The sequence below is a fragment of the Pseudoalteromonas sp. TB51 genome, from assembly GCF_000498055.1.
Classification (GTDB): Bacteria; Pseudomonadota; Gammaproteobacteria; order Enterobacterales; family Alteromonadaceae; genus Pseudoalteromonas; species Pseudoalteromonas atlantica.
On the sequence record NZ_AUTO01000122.1, the window covers coordinates 1 to 18,955 of the forward strand.

Here is an 18,955-nt window from a genome sequence, read left to right on the forward strand (position 1 = left end):
GAAGCCGATATGAGGTCCGCTAGACGTGGCTCAGGCCTGGGAGCAATATTTTGGGACCCGATGGAAGAAGGAAGGGAGTGGAGAGCTTTAACCGATAAATTGTGGTCACTCCAGTGGCTTCAGAAGCGTGATGAAATTTTATCTGATGAAATTCGAACTTTATGGTATGACTTAAGCCAAGGCGTTCTTGATATCGTGGTAAAGTTATTTGTACTGTGTCAGTTGCGAGCAATTACCACCAAAGTTGAAAGAATTACTCCCAAGTTAATGCAGCAGGTGTACAACGATGAATTAATACCGGTCCACCCTATGCTTGCAGCTCTTCGCTCCGATGATCCAGAAGCAATAATCAAGTTCTCAGACCTTAAACTTAGTGACACCGATAAAAGATTACTAAAATTACAGCAGCACGTGGCTGAGTCTGTGCAACAGACTCCGGAAGAGTTTGCATATCAACAGCTAAGAAGTGAAGAAGAGCGACGAGTCTATATAGCTTTAAAAGATGACTTTGACACAAGTCTTTTGGCGCCTGCTATTCGGAAAATATTTGATCAAAATCCAAATTTGACCTGGATTAGCTTATTACCTTTAATACATGCTCACTTAACTAGCCCAGAACAAGCTTTACCTAAAAAAGAAACTAAACCCAGTAAGGGAAATAAAGCATCATCAATTAAACATACTCAGTGGCATACACTTGATAGTAACGATTTGCGGTTTATTCATTCTCAAGCAGATGTTGACTCGGACATGCATTCGACAATGTTAAAGTTAGGTTTGGTTTTAAATATTCAATCGTTGCTGGAAGAGGTGAGTTAGTATTGCACAATTTTCCTGTTCCATACCCAGATGAGTTAATTTATAGCTTAGTTGCTAGATCTGGCATTCGTAGTGCTATTACAAGTTCTAAGCAGCTGCTTAATCAGGTATTTGATGATCGCAAGGTTATTGCAACGTTAGATTTACCTAGTCATTTATCAGCGATATCTAGTTTGTTGGTGAATACAGGAAAGTTCGATATTCAGCGGCTTATTTATGAACACACAATGTTTCCTATTTACGCACCATTTGTAAGTGAATGCACTAGAGTTCAGGCTATGGCATCTATGGAGAGTGGATCTAACGGTTCTGTTCACCTAATGTTGGGGGCGGTTGCTTCAATTGTTAAAACGCCTGGTAATTTTCGCTCTTGTTCTCTATGCGTAACCGAGCAAAAACAAAAGTATGGAGAAAGCTATTGGTCCAGACTCTGGTATTTACCGGCCTACCCCTATTGCCCTAAACACGGTATTTTGAACCAATCTAAAATTACTTATCATGATAATAGGCATACATTTCACCTCTGCGATCAAATAATGTGTAACTTACAGCTAAATAACGATAATAAAGATAAGGAAATACAACATTATTTAGCTCAAAAATCACAAGAGTTATTACTTTTACCTTGTCAAAAATCACCTACAAAGTATCAATGGAGCAAATTTTATAATCACCTAGCGCATGATTTCGGTTGCGGAAAAGGAACTAAACAGATCGCACATGAAATGATTGCTGAGCGTGTAACTAGTAAAATCACAATTCCTGAACTAATCGTTGATTTTAGTATGGATACTAATTGGTTACGGACGATATTTCGTCAGCACCGAAAAGCTTTTAGTTATTTACAGCATTTAGCTGTTTGGTCAGCTTTTATTCCTGATATGACAGTAAGTGAAATAATTAAGGAGGTTAAAACCAAATCTATACTGAGTGTCGCAGTTACTAAAAGCTTCCAACCTGAACCCAGGCCTGAATCCCAATTAATTAAAGAAAAACGTATGAAATGGCGCAATTTAATAAGCACAACGCCAATTAAAGACGCGCGTTCGTTATCAGGTGGTGGTGCATTATATGCTTGGCTATATCGAAATGATAGAGAGTGGTTATTAGCATTTAATCGACAACATCACGCAAAATCAGTATCCAGAAAGGAGAAGGTTAATTGGAGCGCAAGAGATCGGTTGTTAACTAAGCAGCTTCTTAAAATTATTGGGCGTTTAGATACTATTATAGAAGGGCCTAGAAGGTCTAAGCATTACTTGCTCAAGCAGTTAAAGCACTCTAATACAATAAGCAAAAAGTTATTTTTATTACCGATATTATCTAGTGCTTTGAATCGATACCATGAAAGTGTTTTTGAGTTTCAAGCGCGACGACTTGTTATGACAGTTATAGCAAGGAAGCAAGCAGGATTAGGAGCAAACCGCTGGCAATTAATGCGCTATGCGAGTCTTTCGGAAGAAAGGATACAGCCAATTGTGGTAAAGCTTCTCGATTGGGTTGTTACAGGTTCAAACATCAAATAAGGAAGTAGGATGAGCGCTAGGTTTTACAAGTGCGATGATGATGTACGTATAGTTCACATAGGTAAAGTATTAATACGAACAAAAGATACTTCTTATCGGCCTTCAATTGAAGTGTGGTGTTACCCGCCACAGCAAAAAAAGGGTTTTCGTGCGACAGCGTTTGCAAATGTACCTGCACTATATCGAGGTAAAATAATAAACCAAAGAGAGCTTTCAGAAAGTTTTGTAAATAATGGTCGTTATACCTTTAGAAATAATGATTTTCTTAGAAAAAGCACATTAAGTGAATTTCCTAATTTAAGTTCGGCAGAGTCTGTGAGAAAGCCAGAGTCGGAGCAAAATGCATTTGTTTTAGATAGATCTAATGCCCCTAAGTTGATTATTCCTCAGCTTGAACTGGCGCGAGTCTTGTTTTATAGCAGCTCTTATCTATCGCGGGCGTCATTGATGTCTTCTCGTTTACTCACTGATTTTAAAGTAGAGGTTAATGCTAAGGCGGACTATGCAAATATTGAAGTACTGCAAATATCAAATTACCCCATTTCAGCTTTCAATGATTCTGCAACAAGAGCGATGTTGAGTTGGTTACTTATTGATAAAAATGCAAAACAATCATTTGAATCAATTTTTAAATACTTCAATACCGAGCTCAATTTAGACGTAGTACCAGGCTTTAAGCGTTGGTTATTTCATTTTGATCCACCACAAATGGCAGGGTGGTCTTTTTCTTACAATGGTAGGTTAGATCCAAGTGGTGAATATTTTTTAGTAGAAAAGGTAACAGATATAACAATTAATGCTCAAATGCCGTCTAGGGTCTATTTCCATAACCCGTCTTTTACGCATCCAGATGAAGGCCAAGAGCCAACCATTGGTGGCAAAGGCCCTGAACCATACGAGCGTCCAGAAGATCATATTATCGATGATGATCGTGAGGCTTCCGATGCTAATCATGCATTCTTACTAGGTGAAAATACCTGCTCAGTAAGGTTTAAAAATCGCTTTTCAACTTCGAAAGCAACAAAACCTAAAAGGAGTCATCGACCAGATAACAGCCAAGAAACTCCTAAAGTAGCAAATGATATTGTGAGTACTAATGAGGCAGGTAGTAACGGTGAAATACCTTCTGCTGACATGGCTGGAGGAATGCAAGATAACAGTGATTACTCAGAGGAGTATGCCTCTCGTTTTACAGCTTTTAACATGATGGTTCAGGCATTGGAAGAAAAATACGCTTGTACAATTATAGACTCTTACACTCATGAACTGGATCAGGTTGGGCGTAGTAAATGCCATTTGATTGACTCTGGTGCAAAGAGAACGATTCGTTGTGTTGTTGTTGAACGAAATGGACATGTTAATTATTTACTTGAAGTAGATGTGACTGGGTTGAGTAAGTGGATATCTACCAAGTGTGTGCGGGAAATAGATACCAGTAATTGGCAAGAACAGTTTTCTCGAATCAAAAAAGGAGTGGTAACTCAGTCTCTTGGGTGGCCCACACAAGAAATGGATAATATGTTCGGCTTCAAAAAGCATATTGGTATTTCTCATCCTAAATCTATAGAAGGTCATCCGACGGGTATCCCTACAGAATCAATTTTAGACTGGGCAGGGAGAGTTTCAGGGAAGTTATAGAAATCTAGCTTAAAACTAATCACCCATATAATAGAACCGCTAAGATAAATTTTCACTGAAATTAATTTTAATATAACCTATGAAAAACAATGACATAACAGCCAACTGTATGTTCGCAAAACCCCACATTTAAAATTCGTATTAAAAATACGAATTAAATAAATTCAGAAAACTACTTGCTTTAATTGAATTTGATAGTTAATATCACCTCAACAACCTAATTCGTAGGTTTAAAACGAAAGGAGAGTAATATGAAAACTATCGAGCTGTTATGTAATGAATTAACCACTGGTGCAACAAACGCGCTATTCGAAAAGAATGAAAATAACGCTGAAGGTGCGCTGCACTTACTAACAGGTAGCTCTGTTAATCTAAATGGTGAAATTATTGAGCAGCAGCTGGGCCAAGTAATAATAAAGGAAGGAAAGGATGTTCAGCGTTTCCTATTAAAAGAAGGGGATGTGGTACTTCTTGCTAAAGGTAACTCAATAAAGGCCGGTTATGTTACTAAAGCTATTGCCGAACTCAATGTTATTGCTTCTGCTAATTTTATTTTACTTAGACCAAACAACAACGAATTACTTGGTGAGGTGCTTGTAGCTTACTTTAATTCACCTGCTGGTCAGAACATGTTGGATGCTACAAGTACAGGCGCAACAATTAAGAATATAAACTTATCAAACATCAAAAAAATGGAGATTGAGCTGCCAGTTCTAGGTAAGCAGCATAAAATCGCTGAGCTCTTTAATGCAAGTAACCAAGCTTATCAAACAACAATTAAGCTGGCTGAACAGCAGAAGAAAGTAGCTGCAGCTTGTATTAGCCAACTTATGAAAGGAGCGGCGTAATGGAAAAGTTAACAAAACAGTTATGGAACTTAATGGATAGTAGTCGCGGCTCAATGGAAGTATCACACACACTAGAACTGATTTCTTATGTGGCTTTTATTGCAAAAGAAAGTCCTGATTCATTTCAAACCATTGTTAATAGTGGACATGCTAAACAACTAGATATGCTGATAGAAGCTGGAAAATCGCTAGAAGATAGCCACCCAAAGGAAGTATGTGCAGCACCAGAGCATTATAGAGTTGACGGAAAGGTAATTAGTTCAGTTGTTAATTATATTGCGACAATTACAAATTTCGATGTGCTTGCTAGTGCTCTAAGGGAGTTGAGTACTCAAACACTTGGCAGGTATTCTATAGATTCAGCCAATTTGAACATGGAAAGAGTTTTCTCTGCACTAGTTGGCGTCTGCGGCAAGAAAACTCTATATGACGGTGCATGTGGATTAGCGAGGTTAGCGTCTAGTTTAAATGCCGAAGCGCTTTATCTAGAGGAAAAAAGCCATAGCACTTATGTTACTGCATATCGATTATTAACCTTAGAAGGTAAAGATTTTAAATTGGTTGCTGGCAATTCGCTTTTAGAGTCGGCTTTTGGATATAAGCAACAGTTTGATCTTGTAGTGATGGAACCGCCATTTTCTTTAAAATTTGGCGCTGATGAACGCCGTAAACTTGCTGAGTCCCCTTTTATCCAAGTGCCTACAGGTAGCTCGGTATCTGCAACCGCAGGTGACAGCTTATGGATACAACAAGCCTTAAGTAAATTAAATGAAACGGGTAAAGGTTACATTTTAATACCCCAAGGTTTTTTATTTCGAGGCGGTTACGATGCAAAAGTAAGGGAGTATTTGCTAGAAAACGAATTACTGGAAGCTGTTATTGGCTTGCCCGCTAATGTTCTAAATGGCACAAGTATTCCCCCTGTTATTTTGGTGCTTAACAAAAACAAGCCAGCAGGTTCTTCAGTGGTATTTGTGGATGCCAGTGAAATAGGTAAAAGCAACAAAAACAGAATAACTATTTCAGAAGAAGACGCAGTTTTAATAGCTGATTTAGCGGCAGGAAAGCTAGCTGACGACGATCATTACAAAGCCGTATTTATGCCTGAAATTAGAGAGCAAAATAACGAACTCAATATTTCACGTTATATTATTAAAAACGTTGAAGTTGAAGAGTTAGATGTTGAGCAAGAGCTACAAGTACTAAATAACTATCAAGTTGAGTTTGAACAATCTCAAAAAAGGTTGAAATTACTACTGGCTAAATATCAATAAGATAGTCGTACTGTTCAGTTTGTATATAAGTAAACTCATATTTGATACATTACCCTACATAAAGGGAATTATAAGAAGGATTATAAAAATGGCAGATTTTAAAAAGATAGAAGAATTAGAAAAACGTTTATGGTCAGCAGCGGACTCATTACGCGCTAATACAGGCTTAACAGCTCAAGAATACTCTCGACCAATACTAGGTTTAATTTTTCTTAAGTATGCTGAGTACCGTTTTACTCTGGCAAAAAGCAAGATAGAAGAACAGTCTAGCTCTCGCCGTCGTGGCAGTAGCGATATAAAGTCTAAAATCCAAGCTGAAGGCGCAATGTACGTGCCCAGTGAAGCGCTCTACTCTAACCTACTAGCACTTCCTGAAGGCTCTAATATCGGTGTTCAGGTGAATGATGCCATGAAAGCGCTAGAAGCTGACAACGAAGCAATTAAGGATGCCCTACCTAAAACCTATTCTCGCTTTGAAAACGATATGCTCAAAAGTTTACTTAAAAATTTCAATGACATTGATTTCACTCTTGGCTCAGACATATTTGGCCGTATTTACGAGTATTTCCTTAATGAGTTTGCCAAAACTGAAGGCCAAGGCGGTGGTGAATTCTTCACTCCCTCAGCATTAGTAAAGTTAATCACGGAAGTGATTGAACCTTACCACGGTAAGGTCTTTGACCCTGCTTGTGGTAGTGGTGGTATGTTTATCAGCTCTGCCGACTTTGTAGCAAAACATAATAAAGATGCATCAGATGAGTTGTCAGTATTTGGGCAAGAAAAAACAGGTGATACCGTTCGCCTATCTAAGCTGAACCTCGCGGTTCATGGTTTACAAGGTGATATCCGTGAAGGTAACTCTTACTATGAAGATCCGTTTGATTTAGCTAAAGGTGAAGTAATTGACGGTAAACAATATGGTCAGTTTGACTATGTAATGGCAAACCCACCGTTTAACGTGAACGAAATCCAAAAAGACCGCCTAGAAGGCGATAAACATCGTTTTCCTTATGGAATGCCGCGTAATGACAACGGTAACTATCTTTGGATTCAAATGTTTTACTCAGCACTTAACCAAAAAGGTCGTGCAGGTTTTGTTATGGCAAACTCAGCGAGTGATGCCCGCGGATCAGAGCAAGAAATCCGTCAAAAGCTAATCGAAGAAGATGGTGTTGATGTCATGGTGGCCGTTTCAAGTAACTTTTTTTACACCGTAACCTTGCCTTGTGCCTTATGGTTTTTAGATAAAAACAAACCAGCGCATAACAAAGATAAAGTATTGTTTATTGATGCCCGCCATATCTTCCGTCAAGTAACCCGAGCCGTGCGTGACTACACTAGCGAGCAACTAAATTTTATTGCCAACATCGTGCGTTTATACCGTGGGCAAGATATTGATAATACTTATTTAGGATCTTACCCAGATGCTGGTAATAACGGTAAGTTTAAACTAGATGATCACTTCACTAATGACGTTGGTGAACTGATTTACCAAGATATTGCTGGTTTATGTAAAGTTGCCACCAAAGAAGAAATCATTGAACAAGGTTATAGCTTAAATCCTGGCCGATATGTAGGTGTTGCCGAGGGTGAGCATGAAAGTGATGAAGACTTTGTTGTAAAGTTAACGGCATTACAAGAAGAATTAGAAGTGTTGAATGCTGAGGCGCATGAATTGGAAGTTTCAATTTCAGAGAATGTAACACAGGTTATTGGGAGCGTTTTATGACAGAGAGTAGTTGGCCAAAAATCAAACTAAGTGAAGTATGTGATTCAATAGTCGATTGCGTTAACAAAACTGCTCCTGTTGTAGAGTATGAAACGCCTTACAAAATGATCAGAACTACAAACGTCAAAAAAGGAGTCGTTAATTTAGCTGGATGTAGATTTGTTGAAAAATCCACATTTGAAAAATGGACTCGCAGAGCTGTGCCCAAATTAGGTGATGTAATTCTTACCCGCGAAGCACCGCTAGGTGACGTAGGGATGATTACTACTCCCAACGAATATATTTTCCTTGGTCAACGTTTAATGCAGTATCGCGTCAACCCTGAAAAATTAAATGCACACTACTTACTATATGCTCTTCAAGATACAGATTTACAAGGGCAGCTAAAAGCTGCGGGGTCAGGCTCTACTGTTGAACATATAAGGGTTGGGGACGCGGAAAATCTGCTAATCAGTTTACCGCCAATAACTCACCAGAAGCGCGTTGGCAATCTACTGAGAAATTATGACAACTTAGTCGAAAACAACAACCGCCGTATCGCTATTTTAGAAGACATGGCGCAGTCATTGTATCGCGAATGGTTTGTTAACTTTCGTTACCCAAACTATGAAGATAACCTTGATGCAGACGGCAGCCCGAAACTCATCGACTCGCCACTAGGTCAAATTCCTGATGGGTGGGAAGTTAAAAGTGCCGCTGAAGTAATCACTATCAACCCTAAAACTAAACTAGTGAAAGAAGGCGAAAAGCCATTTGTTGGTATGAGTGGCTTGTCTCAAGGCTCTATGGTCATTGTTGATATTATCGAGAAAACTGGTAATAGCGGTGCCAAGTTTATTAATGGCGACACCTTATTTGCGAGGATCACTCCTTGCCTACAAAATGGTAAAACGGGCTATGTTCAGTTTTTAACACCCGATAAGCCTGTGGGTTTTGGCTCTACAGAGTTCATTGTATTGCGTGAAAGTGAATATTTAAGTTCAGAGTTTATTTACTTGCTATCGAGGAGTAATAACTTCCGTGAACATGCAATTCAAAGTATGACTGGCGCTACAGGCCGTCAGCGTGTTCACAACGATTGCTTTGCTTCATGTTATTTACCAGTACCGCCTAAAGAGTTAATGAATGAATTTACCCAAGTGGTTAAACCGATGTTTAAAAGTATTTTTAACCTATCAAAAAGAAATGAAAACATTAAACAACAACGAGATATGCTGTTACCGAAACTAATATCAGGTCAAATTAAATTAAAGGATTAATTAATGAGTAAATTTATAGTTTTTGTTCATGGATTAGGTGGAGAAATAGATAAAACGTGGGGAAATTTCCCACAGTTTATTATAGATGATCCTGATATAGAACATACCGTTATAGAGTACGGATACACTTCGCCACATTTGATAACACAATTCTTAACATCAGGACCTACGATTTTAAACATTGCGAATGGCTTGCTTACAGATCTTGAAGCGCGCTGTGATCTTGCCAATGATGAGATTATTCTAGTAGGTCACAGTATGGGGGGCTTGGTTATAAAACGGCTTCTTGTGAGGCTTAGCCAATTAGAAACTAAGCACAATATCAAAAAAGTATGCTTTTTTGATGTTCCACATGGAGGCTCTGGATTAGCAAATATTGGTCAATTCATTGCTTTTCGTAATCGGCACTTAAAATCCCTTGCAAACAACTCAAGTGATATAGATGCATTAGATGAAGCTTGGACTGATAAAAAATTAAGCGACCAGCTAAATATCCTAAGTATTATTGATGCAAATGAAACCGTTGTATCGTCGGTGAGTTCAAAAAGTTTATTTAGATATCACCCTATAAAAACAATAAATGGAGTAAATCATAGCTCTATAGTCAAACCAAATTCGGAAAGCGATATAGTCGTTTTACTGTTGAAGTCGTTTATCAAAAGCTCGCCATCCGTTGGTAATTTTAACTTAGATGGTTCTAAACCTATTAAAGAATGGCTTAAATACGATGAGCGCAAGCATGAACTCGCTTATGAAGAAGATAATGCGAGAAAAAATGCATTAAAAGGGCTGACAGAAGCACTAAACTCCAATAGCTCTTCTATCAGACTTACAGGCCTTTCTGGTCTTGGTAAATCTCGATTGTTGATTGAATATAAAAGTAGAAATGACTTAAAAGATAGTGACTTTATCATTTTTAGTGGCTCAGAGAATGAGTACACGGTTAAAGAATCGATAAAAACAGCTGCAGAAAATGGAGCGCTTGGGTTTGTAATCATAGACAATTGTAATGTTGAGTTACATAACTATGCAACCAATGCTATTGAGGTTAATGATTCTCCTCTTAAACTTATTACGACTTATTTTTATCACGAAGAGGAAAAAAAACTAACAAATAGCATCCGTATTAAGCTAGAAAAGTTAGAATCAGCGCAAATTTCCAACATTATAGATTCTCGCCTTCCTGAACTTGACCAATCATCCAAACAACAGCTAGAGAAATTTATTGAGGGATTCCCTCTTTTAGCGCAAATGACTATTAAAGAGCTTCAGCAAGAAGGTCGTATTACTACAAGTTTTAGTGAATCAGACCTTGTAGAAAAGTTAATAAATGGTGATGGAAGTCTTAGTGACAAAGCTAGAGAATTACTTAAAGTCTTTTCGCTTTTCGATTATTTTAGATTTCAAAAAGGAATTAGGGAGGATGTCAATGAAGATGCGGAGTTTTTAAAAACTATCGCGGGTACAGACCAAATAACGTTTGAAAATACTATTATGATTTTTAAGGAAAAAGAGCTAATTAACTGTACAGGAAGCCTAGCTCGTATAGTCCCTAAACCATTAGCCTTGAACTTGGCAATGGAGTGGTGGAACACTAGTACATTTGATAGACAAAGTGAAATTGTTTCTAAGCTTCCGGCTAGATTACAAGAGAGTTTTTGCAATCAAATAAAGTACTTGGATTCATCAATTAATGTGCAGTCATTTGTTGAGAATTTTTGTGCTGCTAACCACCCTTTTGGCCAAGCGGAATTGTTGCTATCTAAGCAGGGTTCAAGACTTTTTCGCGCTTTGGTTGAGGTGAGCCCTACTGTTACAAATAATCAGTTATACAGAGTGATTTTGCAGCTAACTGATGAAGAAATACAAAAAATAGCTGGAGAAGTTAGACGAAACCTTGTTTGGGCATTGGAAATGCTGGCGTTTCATAAATCTTGTTTTGAAAAAGCATCTTGGTGCTTATTTAAACTGGCTCAATTTGAAAATGAAAGCTTTAGTAACAATGCTTTAGGGCAGTTTTCGCAGCTTTTCCGCTGGCAATTATCGGGAACCGAGGCGGACTTTAGTGAAAGACTTGCTATTTTAGAGAGAGTTTTAGCATTAAATATTGAAAGCGCGGACGTAGTGATTATTGAAGCAGTTAAAACAGCAATTAATACACATGGTGGTACAAGGACCATTGGCGCAGAGTTTCAAGGTACTAAAGCTGAGCTTACAGAGTGGAGTCCGAAAAAGTATCAAGAAATTTATGACTATTGGCAGTCCTTAATAAATATATTACTTGAGATTATTAAACGTGACCGTTTAGTTGCAGAAGTTAAGGAAGCATTTGGTAATCAAATTAGAGGGCTGATGAGGTATAAAATAACAGAGCAATTGGACTATTTCATAAAAGAAGTAATAATGCTTACTGGAAAATATTGGCCTTCTGCTTCGCAATCAATAATCCATGCTTTACAGTATGATTTTGAAGAAATGAACAAAGAGCAGATAGACATTCTGAAATCTTGGGGAAAACTATTATCCCCCTCTGAGAATAGTATAGAAGAAAAGCTAAAATTAATTGTACTCAACCCATCGAGAGAACATGTTATAGACGATGATGGTCACTATATTGATATAGCTGCTGAAGATGCAAAAAAATTATCCTTAGAATTAAAGAGCAATCATTCTGAGCTCGTCAAATATTTCGAATTATTAATGACTTTTCCTGAGCAAAAACAAAGTTGGGTTTTTGCAAAATATCTGGTGTTAGAATCAGATTCATATGGTTTATTATTGAATGAACTGTTTGACTATTTTCGTACAAACATGAATGCAAGCACGCAGTTTTTTGCTGGTTTTCTAAGTGGGATTTACGTTAAAAACTCAAATGAATGGCTTCAAGTAATAGGATTAATAGGGGCTGATGAGCATTTAGTTCAATATTACCCTAGCTCTATTTGTACAGGAAAAATCGAAAGTTCTCACTTAAATACATTAATAGAATTAATTAAAAACAATCAATTACATAGCGGCTCGGCATCAATACTTGCGCATGGAAGTGTTACAGGGCATCTAACAGAGCATGAAATAGCCCAATTTTGTATGTCACTAAGTGAAATTGATCCAACAGGCGCTTGGGTCGCACTTGATAATATCAATATGTACACTCACGGTCGTAGTGATATTGATTTTAAACAATTAACCCCAGCTCTAATTCATTTAGTTCTCAACGTGTCTTTTAAACAAGAAGACAAGACTCGCCATTTTGATAGTTACTATTGGTTAAACTCAGTTGAAAAACTATTAAAGTCTGAAAATGAAGAGTTTGCATTACAACTATGTTTGCATCTAGTTGAGCAAGTTGGCAATCATGATATCAACTATTCTGATTTATGGGATTACTTAGGTGAAGGTTTTTATAAAGCCTTTGAATTACATGGTAATTATATTTGGCCTAAGATAGCGGACAAGTTTATTGATGGTAGCGCGATAAAACAGTACCGTTTAGTCGATTTACTAGGCAGTGGTAAATCTTATAAAAAAAGAGATAAGAGTATTTTTGATATCTTGGATCCTGAGGTTATTATTGATTGGTGCCAAAATGAATCTGCACTTCTTGTCGTAGGGCGTTCAATTTCAATGTTTGCCTCAAATAATGATAAGCGTGTTATAAATCCATTGATGGTTCAATTGTTATCTGAATACTCTGATAACAAGGCCTTCCTTAGTGAGATATCAGCTAATTTTTCAAGTAGATCATGGGTCGACTCATTAGTTCCTTACCTTAAAGCCGATAAAGAGGTAATTCAACCCTTGATGTACCATGAAAGCATTAAGGTAAAAAACTGGGCATCTGATTTTGTAGAGCATATTGACCATCAAATTGAATATGAAACAAAAAAAGAATTAGAAAGGAAAATAAGGGAGTTTTAATGACATACACGGAAGATACTTTAGTAGAACAACCTGCGATTCAGTTATTCTCAGATTTAAGCTGGGAAACCGCAATTTGTTGGGATGAAGTTTTTGGTTCATTAGATAATGAGTCTCTGACTAATAACCCTATGTTTTTTGGCAGGGAAACCCGCAATGATGTTGTGCTATTCGCAAGGTTACAAACTGCGTTGCTAAAGCTAAATCCGGATATTAATAAACTAATTATTCAAGAAGCCATTGACGAAATAGCGCGTGATAGAAGTGCGATGACCGCAATATCAGCTAATGAAGAAGTCTATGAGTTATTAACTAGTGGCTATGTTTATACAACAAATGCTGAAGATGAAGATGATTGCGTTGTTCAATATATAGATTGGTCGGATGCTACTAACAATGACTTCTTGCTTTGTAGCCAGATGAGCATAACGGGTGAAATTGAAACCCGTCGTCCAGATTTGATCTGCTTTATTAATGGCTTACCAATTGTTTTTATTGAACTAAAAGCAAGTCATAAAAACTTACTTAGCGCTTATAAAAACAATTTAGCTGATTACAAAAATACTATTCCAAAATTGTTTACCTATAACCAGATTATTATTCTTTCTAATGGTGTGCAATCAAAGGTTGGCTCTATATCTAGCCAGTGGGAGCACTTTGCTGAATGGAAGAAAGTAGAGAGTGAAAAAGAAGAGCGCCGAGTTAGTTTAGAAGTTGTTATACGTGGGGTGTGTGAGCAAAACCGACTCTTAGATATTATTGAAAACTACACTTTGTATATTAAGACAAAGCAAACGATTAAAATCATTGCTAAGTATCATCAATACTTAGGTGTTAATCAGGCATTGTGTGGTCTTAATAACGTAAAGGAGCGTGATGGTCAGCTCGGTGTTTTTTGGCATACCCAAGGTAGCGGTAAAAGCTTTTCAATGGTTTTCTTCTGTAAAAAGGCATTTCGTAAATATACCGGTAATTGGACATTTGTATTAGTTACCGACAGAACAGATTTAGACGACCAAATATATAAAACTTTTAATTCTGCAGGTATTGTTACCGAAAACTGCCAAGCAGACTCAGGCGTCCAATTAAAAGCGTTACTTGGAGAGGATCACCGTTTTGTATTTACTTTAATCCAAAAGTTTAAAGGTGACGAAAAAGGAAACTATCCGGTTTTATCTGAACGTGACGATATTATTGTTATCACTGATGAGGCCCACAGAAGCCAATACGACTCTTTAGCAATGAATATGCGTAATGCTATGCCTAATGCCTCGTTTATGGCATTTACAGGCACTCCATTGCTTGCAGGAGAGGCTAAAACACAGGAAGTGTTTGGTGACTACATTAGTATCTATAACTTTGCTGATGCTGTTGATGATGGCGCAACACTTCCTTTATATTACGAAAATCGTGTACCTGAAGTTTCAGTGTCGAGCGATACTATTGGAGATGATATTGCTGACATACTTGATCAAGCAGACCTTACTGAAGAACAAGAAGCGCGTTTAGAGTCTGAGTTCTCTAAGGCTTATCACATCATTACTAGAGAAGATCGGCTAGAGACTATTGCTGCTGATTTGGTTGAGCACTATATCAATCGTGACCCTTTCAGTAATGGAATGCTAGGCAAAGCAATGGTGGTATCTATTGATAAAGCCACTACTATTAAGATGTATGACAAAGTTCAACTAGCGTGGAAAACAAAGCTCAGTAGCTTAAAAGCAAAAGCCAAACATACTTCGGGAAGCCGCTTAAACAAACTGCAATTTCAAATTCAGCATATGGAAAGTGCTGATATGGCGGTTGTTGTGTCGGGTGGGCAAAATGATGACGAGCGACTTGCTAAAAAAGGGCTTGATTATAAACCACACAGAGAGCGTTTCTTAAAAGAAAAAATAGACGAAAAGTTTAAAGACCCTGAAGATAATTTAAGAATCGTATTTGTATGCGCGATGTGGTTAACAGGCTTTGATGCCCCATCTGTTTCAACTCTTTACTTAGATAAGCCGCTTAAAAGCCATACTTTGATGCAAACCATTGCACGTGCTAATCGTGTGTATGAGGGAAAGGCTGCGGGACAGATTGTAGACTACATTAATATATTTAATGCCCTACAACAGGCATTAGGGCTATATGGGGGTGGCGTTACTGAAGGCGGCGCACCTTATAAAGTTGATAGCCCTGCAAAAGATAAATCTGAACTAGTCGCTGCATTAGGTATAGCTATCAATGAGCTTATTGTCTTCTTAGGTAGTGTTGATATTGACTTAACCCAAATTGTATCGGCCTCTGCTGATGGTTTTGCCAAACTCTCATTGTTAGATAACGCCAGCGAAATACTGCTTGAACCGAAAAATAAAGAAGAATTTACGTCTTTTATTAGGAAAATTAACCGTATTTTTAAGGCCATTATGCCTGACGATAGCGCTAATCAATATGTACCTTATCGTATCGCTATTAATATAATTTATTCTCAAATGCGTTTGAAATCTGGTTTATCAATTGATGATGAAGATGTATTGGATGTTGTGCGTAACCAAGTTAATGACTTATTAGATGAATCAATTTCCACTATTAAAATACAAAGCAACCTGCCAGATCCCATAAACATTGCAAATATAGACTTTGATGCTTTAGCGACAATGGCTTCATCGATTGAGAAACCGAAACAATCAGATGCTGAGAAACTTAAAAACCTAATTGAGCGGAAATTGCAGCCAATGGTGCTTAAAAACAAAACGCGCCAAGATTTACAGCAAAAGTTTTTAGATTTAATTGAAGAATATAATTTAGGTGCATATACCGCAGAAGAATTTTTTAATCGCCTGAAAGAGTTTATTAATGAGTTAGAGCATGAAGAAAAGCGTACCGTTCGTGAAGGCTTAGCTGAAGAAGAGCTAGCAGTGTACGACTTGATGATTCAAGACGCACCACTAACAGAGCAAGAACGTAATCAAGTTAAAGAAATAGCTAAAGAATTAACAGGAAAAATGCAAGAAATATTGGTTATTGATTGGCGTAAAAAGCAGCGAACTAAAGCCAGAGTTAAGAATATGATTGAGGAGGTATTAGATAGCTTACCTGAATCATACGATGACAATTTATGGCCAAAAACCTGTAGCGAGGTTTATATACATATTTTTGAAAAATACCCAGGTCAAGGCCAAAGTGTTTATTCTCATTAAGATAGGGATCCATAAAGATACGTCAGCTGAATAAGTCTTAACTGATCTGCCAGATTTGATTCTAGAGTAGAATCTGGCAATGAATAGCCGATTTGTGCAATAAGCCGTCATCCATAATTAACATGTTTCTGCCCCATTATTAGTTAACGTAAATACTCTATAGGAGGCTTTGAGCGAAGCTGACGTTCATTCTTACACCAAAATTACTGTTTATATATCCATAATCCTTAAATTTCTTCCATAGTCAGAAAATCGAGCCAATAGGTCGTGTTCGTCGTGACCACATTTAGAGCAATATGCTGGTAATTATTTCCTAACTTTGCTATCAATGGTCATAGGACAAACGAGACAGATTACGGTAGAAAAACTACCTAATTGCTCGATATTAAATTGTTAGCATGCAAATCGAGTTCAATCATAACTTAGAGCAAAGGAAATAATGTGTTAAGCACACTTGCCAAAATTTTACTTACTAGCACAGCAATAGCCCCTGTAGGCTTTACTTATGCGTGGGTAGCTTGGTTTAATGACGAAAAAACATTTGCTAGCTTGGCTATTGCTGCTTCATTATTCCTAGTACTGGTTTGCATCTGGATGCTTCGCTATGCCAAAAAGAACCTAGAGCGCTTCAATTTTTCTGTAGCGACTGTTGAAGCTGCTGATCGCGAAAATATGGGCTTTCTTCTTTTATATTTACTTCCGCTTTTTACCGCAAGTTTCACGGCGCTAAACTGGACAGTCTGGGTTCCAACATTATTAATATTTGCCGTGATAACCAGTACTGGGTATAGCTATCACTTCAATCCTCTTCTAGGCATCATGAAATGGCACTTTTATAAAGTAGGTACACCAGAGGGTGTAACTTACGTACTTATCACAAAAAAAGAACTTAGGCATGCTAGCCAACCCTTAACAGTGGCTCAGCTAACAGAATATATAGTTATCGATGTAGAGGAATAAAATGACAGCACAGCAGAATTTTTTTGCGTTTATTAAGGACGATAGCGACAGCTGTCAAATTAAACGAATCAGGGTAAATAATCCACTTCAGTCAGAGCTAATTCAAATATTTGAAGATCAGCGAGTCTCCTTTGAGCAAGGAGTAGATACTGAAGTGGATTTTAATGGTGACTGGAAGCCAGAAGCGAATGAAGTCCTCACTATTGATGATATTAGTGAATCAACGTTAATGGTGAATGCAATCAATGCAAATGCATCATCTTTTACGGACGTGAATATTTCCAACTTCTCAAATGAGCCGATAAAGGCAATATTTACAGGCATAACTACAAATGGTCAAACCAAAGTGTTTGTTCAAAAGTTTTCATCAAGACAGGCTCTTTCGCTAAATCAGCTCCCTATAATAAAGATGCAAACTGGCAATACGTTTGTAAAAACTACTGATGATATCTTTACGATTGATAATAAGTTAGTAGCAATTATTGAGGGCAATAAAACAAAGTTCAAAAGTTTCCACAATGCTCGAATGGTTTTCGATCTGTCAGAGTTTTATCGAGAAGCAACAAACGAAGACTTAACTCAGATGTCGCAACATACTTCATTGGAAATTACTGATCTTGCAATTTTTATCTCAGAAGCTGATACGCAAGTAAGAAAGATGGCGCACTCCATTAAGAGTTCAGGTGTGTTAGACAACTATACTGTTATCCAAATATCCACTGCTGCGGCCAATTTTCCTGACATTCCAGTCGTTGTAAATAATGGCAAAATAGCATTGCCAAGTGGCAAGAAAGAACTCAAAGAAGTACTGCACTTTTTATTAGAAGATATATATAAAGGGCCGTTGTCTGGTAGCAATTACTTAACTAATTCTAAACGTGTTCGGTAGCATGCTAACAAGTCACTGCACTCGGAAATTTTACTTGCTTCGCTCCCAAAATTCCGGTTAGTGAAGCGTTACCGAATAAATACTCAAAGTTGTTTTTGTCAAAACAAGCTAAAGAGAATGTATACTCATCGCAGCCTGTCAGATGAAGTTTAAACTTATTCATCGGAACTGTAAGAGCTGATATGAGCTACTACATGAAGCCTTGTTAACACCAAGCGACTTTGTCGTATCTTAATTACCAAGCGATTCTGTCGTAATCGCTAATTACCAAGGGAATTTGTCGGTCACTTTTTTACGTGTCTGTTAGTGTTTTGTTTTTGGAATACTAATAAGGCATGTTGAGGATGATTGTGATGGATTCAAAAGCTCAACTCACTGTTGATATTATTGCTAAAGTAGCAGAAAACAGAATAACAATTGGCAATGCAGCAAAGTTACTTAACAAGTCACGACGTACAATTGAACGCTACGTCAAACAATATCAGCAAGTCGGTATTCAATTTGCTATTCATGGTAATCGTGGCAAAGCCCCGCCAAATAAAACACCAGTATCAATTAAAAAAGCCGTGCAAACTCTGATTAAAGAAAAGTATTTCGACTTGAATCTGCTTCACTTAGCTGAGCAGTTAGCAATCAATGAAAACATCGTAGTTAAGCGCGAGACCCTACGAAGTTGGGCTCATGATATCCACCATGTTAAACGCGCTAAACGAAGACGTAGTAATGTTCGCAAACGCAGAGAACGCATGGAAGCTCCGGGATTAATGATGCAAATGGATGGTAGCCCTCATCGTTGGTTTGGTGATAAAAAGCACTGTTTAGTTATCATGATTGACGATGCTACTAGTGAAGTATACGCCGAGTTCTTTCCTTCAGAAACGACCGTAGGTTGCTTAAAGGTAATGCGAGA

General features: G+C 37.6%; 11 protein-coding genes and 1 pseudogene. All 12 read left to right on the forward strand.

From position 1 onward, the window contains the following. Nucleotides 1-819 (forward strand): annotated as a pseudogene (locus tag L650_RS0106125) (AAA family ATPase); the annotation flags it as partial. 2 nt (nt 820-821) lie between these two features. Next, nucleotides 822-2,345: a TnsD family Tn7-like transposition protein gene (locus L650_RS0106130; protein WP_029772542.1), complete on the forward strand. Its 1,524-nt coding sequence runs from the start codon at nt 822-824 to the stop codon at nt 2,343-2,345. Nucleotides 2,346-2,354: 9 nt separating this feature from the next. Beyond that, nucleotides 2,355-3,983 carry a Tn7-like element transposition protein TnsE gene (locus tag L650_RS0106135; RefSeq protein WP_029772543.1) on the forward strand — a complete coding sequence of 543 codons (1,629 nt, stop codon included), beginning with the start codon at nt 2,355-2,357 and terminating at the stop codon, nt 3,981-3,983. A gap of 251 nt (nt 3,984-4,234) precedes the next feature. Next, nucleotides 4,235-4,831, forward strand: a complete 597-nt coding sequence (locus tag L650_RS0106140; RefSeq protein WP_029772544.1) for a restriction endonuclease subunit S — start codon at nt 4,235-4,237, stop codon at nt 4,829-4,831. Then, nucleotides 4,831-6,105 (forward strand): N-6 DNA methylase, encoded by a 1,275-nt coding sequence (locus L650_RS0106145; RefSeq protein WP_029772545.1) that lies wholly within the window; start codon nt 4,831-4,833, stop codon nt 6,103-6,105. Before L650_RS0106140 ends, L650_RS0106145 begins: the two co-directional genes overlap by 1 nt. A gap of 88 nt (nt 6,106-6,193) precedes the next feature. Beyond that, entirely contained in the window at nt 6,194-7,834 is a 1,641-nt protein-coding gene (locus L650_RS0106150) for a class I SAM-dependent DNA methyltransferase (RefSeq protein WP_029772546.1), read from the forward strand. Further along, nucleotides 7,831-9,093, forward strand: coding sequence for a restriction endonuclease subunit S (locus L650_RS0106155; RefSeq protein WP_029772547.1), 1,263 nt, complete (start codon nt 7,831-7,833; stop codon nt 9,091-9,093). Before L650_RS0106150 ends, L650_RS0106155 begins: the two co-directional genes overlap by 4 nt. Before the next feature lie 3 nt (nt 9,094-9,096). Then, nucleotides 9,097-13,011 carry an esterase/lipase family protein gene (locus L650_RS24390; RefSeq protein ID WP_029772548.1) on the forward strand — a complete coding sequence of 1,305 codons (3,915 nt, stop codon included), beginning with the start codon at nt 9,097-9,099 and terminating at the stop codon, nt 13,009-13,011. Further along, nucleotides 13,011-16,196, forward strand: coding sequence for a type I restriction endonuclease subunit R (locus L650_RS0106165; protein ID WP_029772549.1), 3,186 nt, complete (start codon nt 13,011-13,013; stop codon nt 16,194-16,196). Before L650_RS24390 ends, L650_RS0106165 begins: the two co-directional genes overlap by 1 nt. Nucleotides 16,197-16,637: 441 nt before the next feature. Next, the gene (locus L650_RS0106170; protein ID WP_024606121.1) at nt 16,638-17,156 is read left to right on the forward strand and encodes a hypothetical protein; all 519 of its coding nucleotides are present in this window, start codon (nt 16,638-16,640) and stop codon (nt 17,154-17,156) included. Between the two features lies 1 nt (nt 17,157). After that, complete coding sequence (locus L650_RS0106175) at nt 17,158-18,045, forward strand: Kiwa anti-phage protein KwaB-like domain-containing protein (protein ID WP_029772551.1); 888 nt, start codon at nt 17,158-17,160, stop codon at nt 18,043-18,045. A 344-nt stretch (nt 18,046-18,389) separates the two neighbouring features. After that, nucleotides 18,390-18,955: helix-turn-helix domain-containing protein (locus L650_RS0106180; protein ID WP_029772047.1), on the forward strand; the 566-nt coding region annotated here is incomplete at its 3' end.

Excerpts from the sequence above, each read along its gene's own strand:
- L650_RS0106135 (WP_029772543.1), top strand. The coding sequence starts at position 2,355 with ATGAGCGCTAGGTTTTACAAGTGCGATGATGATGTACGTATAGTTCAC.
- L650_RS0106140 (WP_029772544.1), top strand. The coding sequence starts at position 4,235 with ATGAAAACTATCGAGCTGTTATGTAATGAATTAACCACTGGTGCAACA.
- L650_RS0106145 (WP_029772545.1), top strand. The coding sequence starts at position 4,831 with ATGGAAAAGTTAACAAAACAGTTATGGAACTTAATGGATAGTAGTCGC.
- L650_RS0106150 (WP_029772546.1), top strand. The coding sequence starts at position 6,194 with ATGGCAGATTTTAAAAAGATAGAAGAATTAGAAAAACGTTTATGGTCA.
- L650_RS0106155 (WP_029772547.1), top strand. The coding sequence starts at position 7,831 with ATGACAGAGAGTAGTTGGCCAAAAATCAAACTAAGTGAAGTATGTGAT.
- L650_RS24390 (WP_029772548.1), top strand. The coding sequence starts at position 9,097 with ATGAGTAAATTTATAGTTTTTGTTCATGGATTAGGTGGAGAAATAGAT.
- L650_RS0106165 (WP_029772549.1), top strand. The coding sequence starts at position 13,011 with ATGACATACACGGAAGATACTTTAGTAGAACAACCTGCGATTCAGTTA.
- L650_RS0106175 (WP_029772551.1), top strand. The coding sequence starts at position 17,158 with ATGACAGCACAGCAGAATTTTTTTGCGTTTATTAAGGACGATAGCGAC.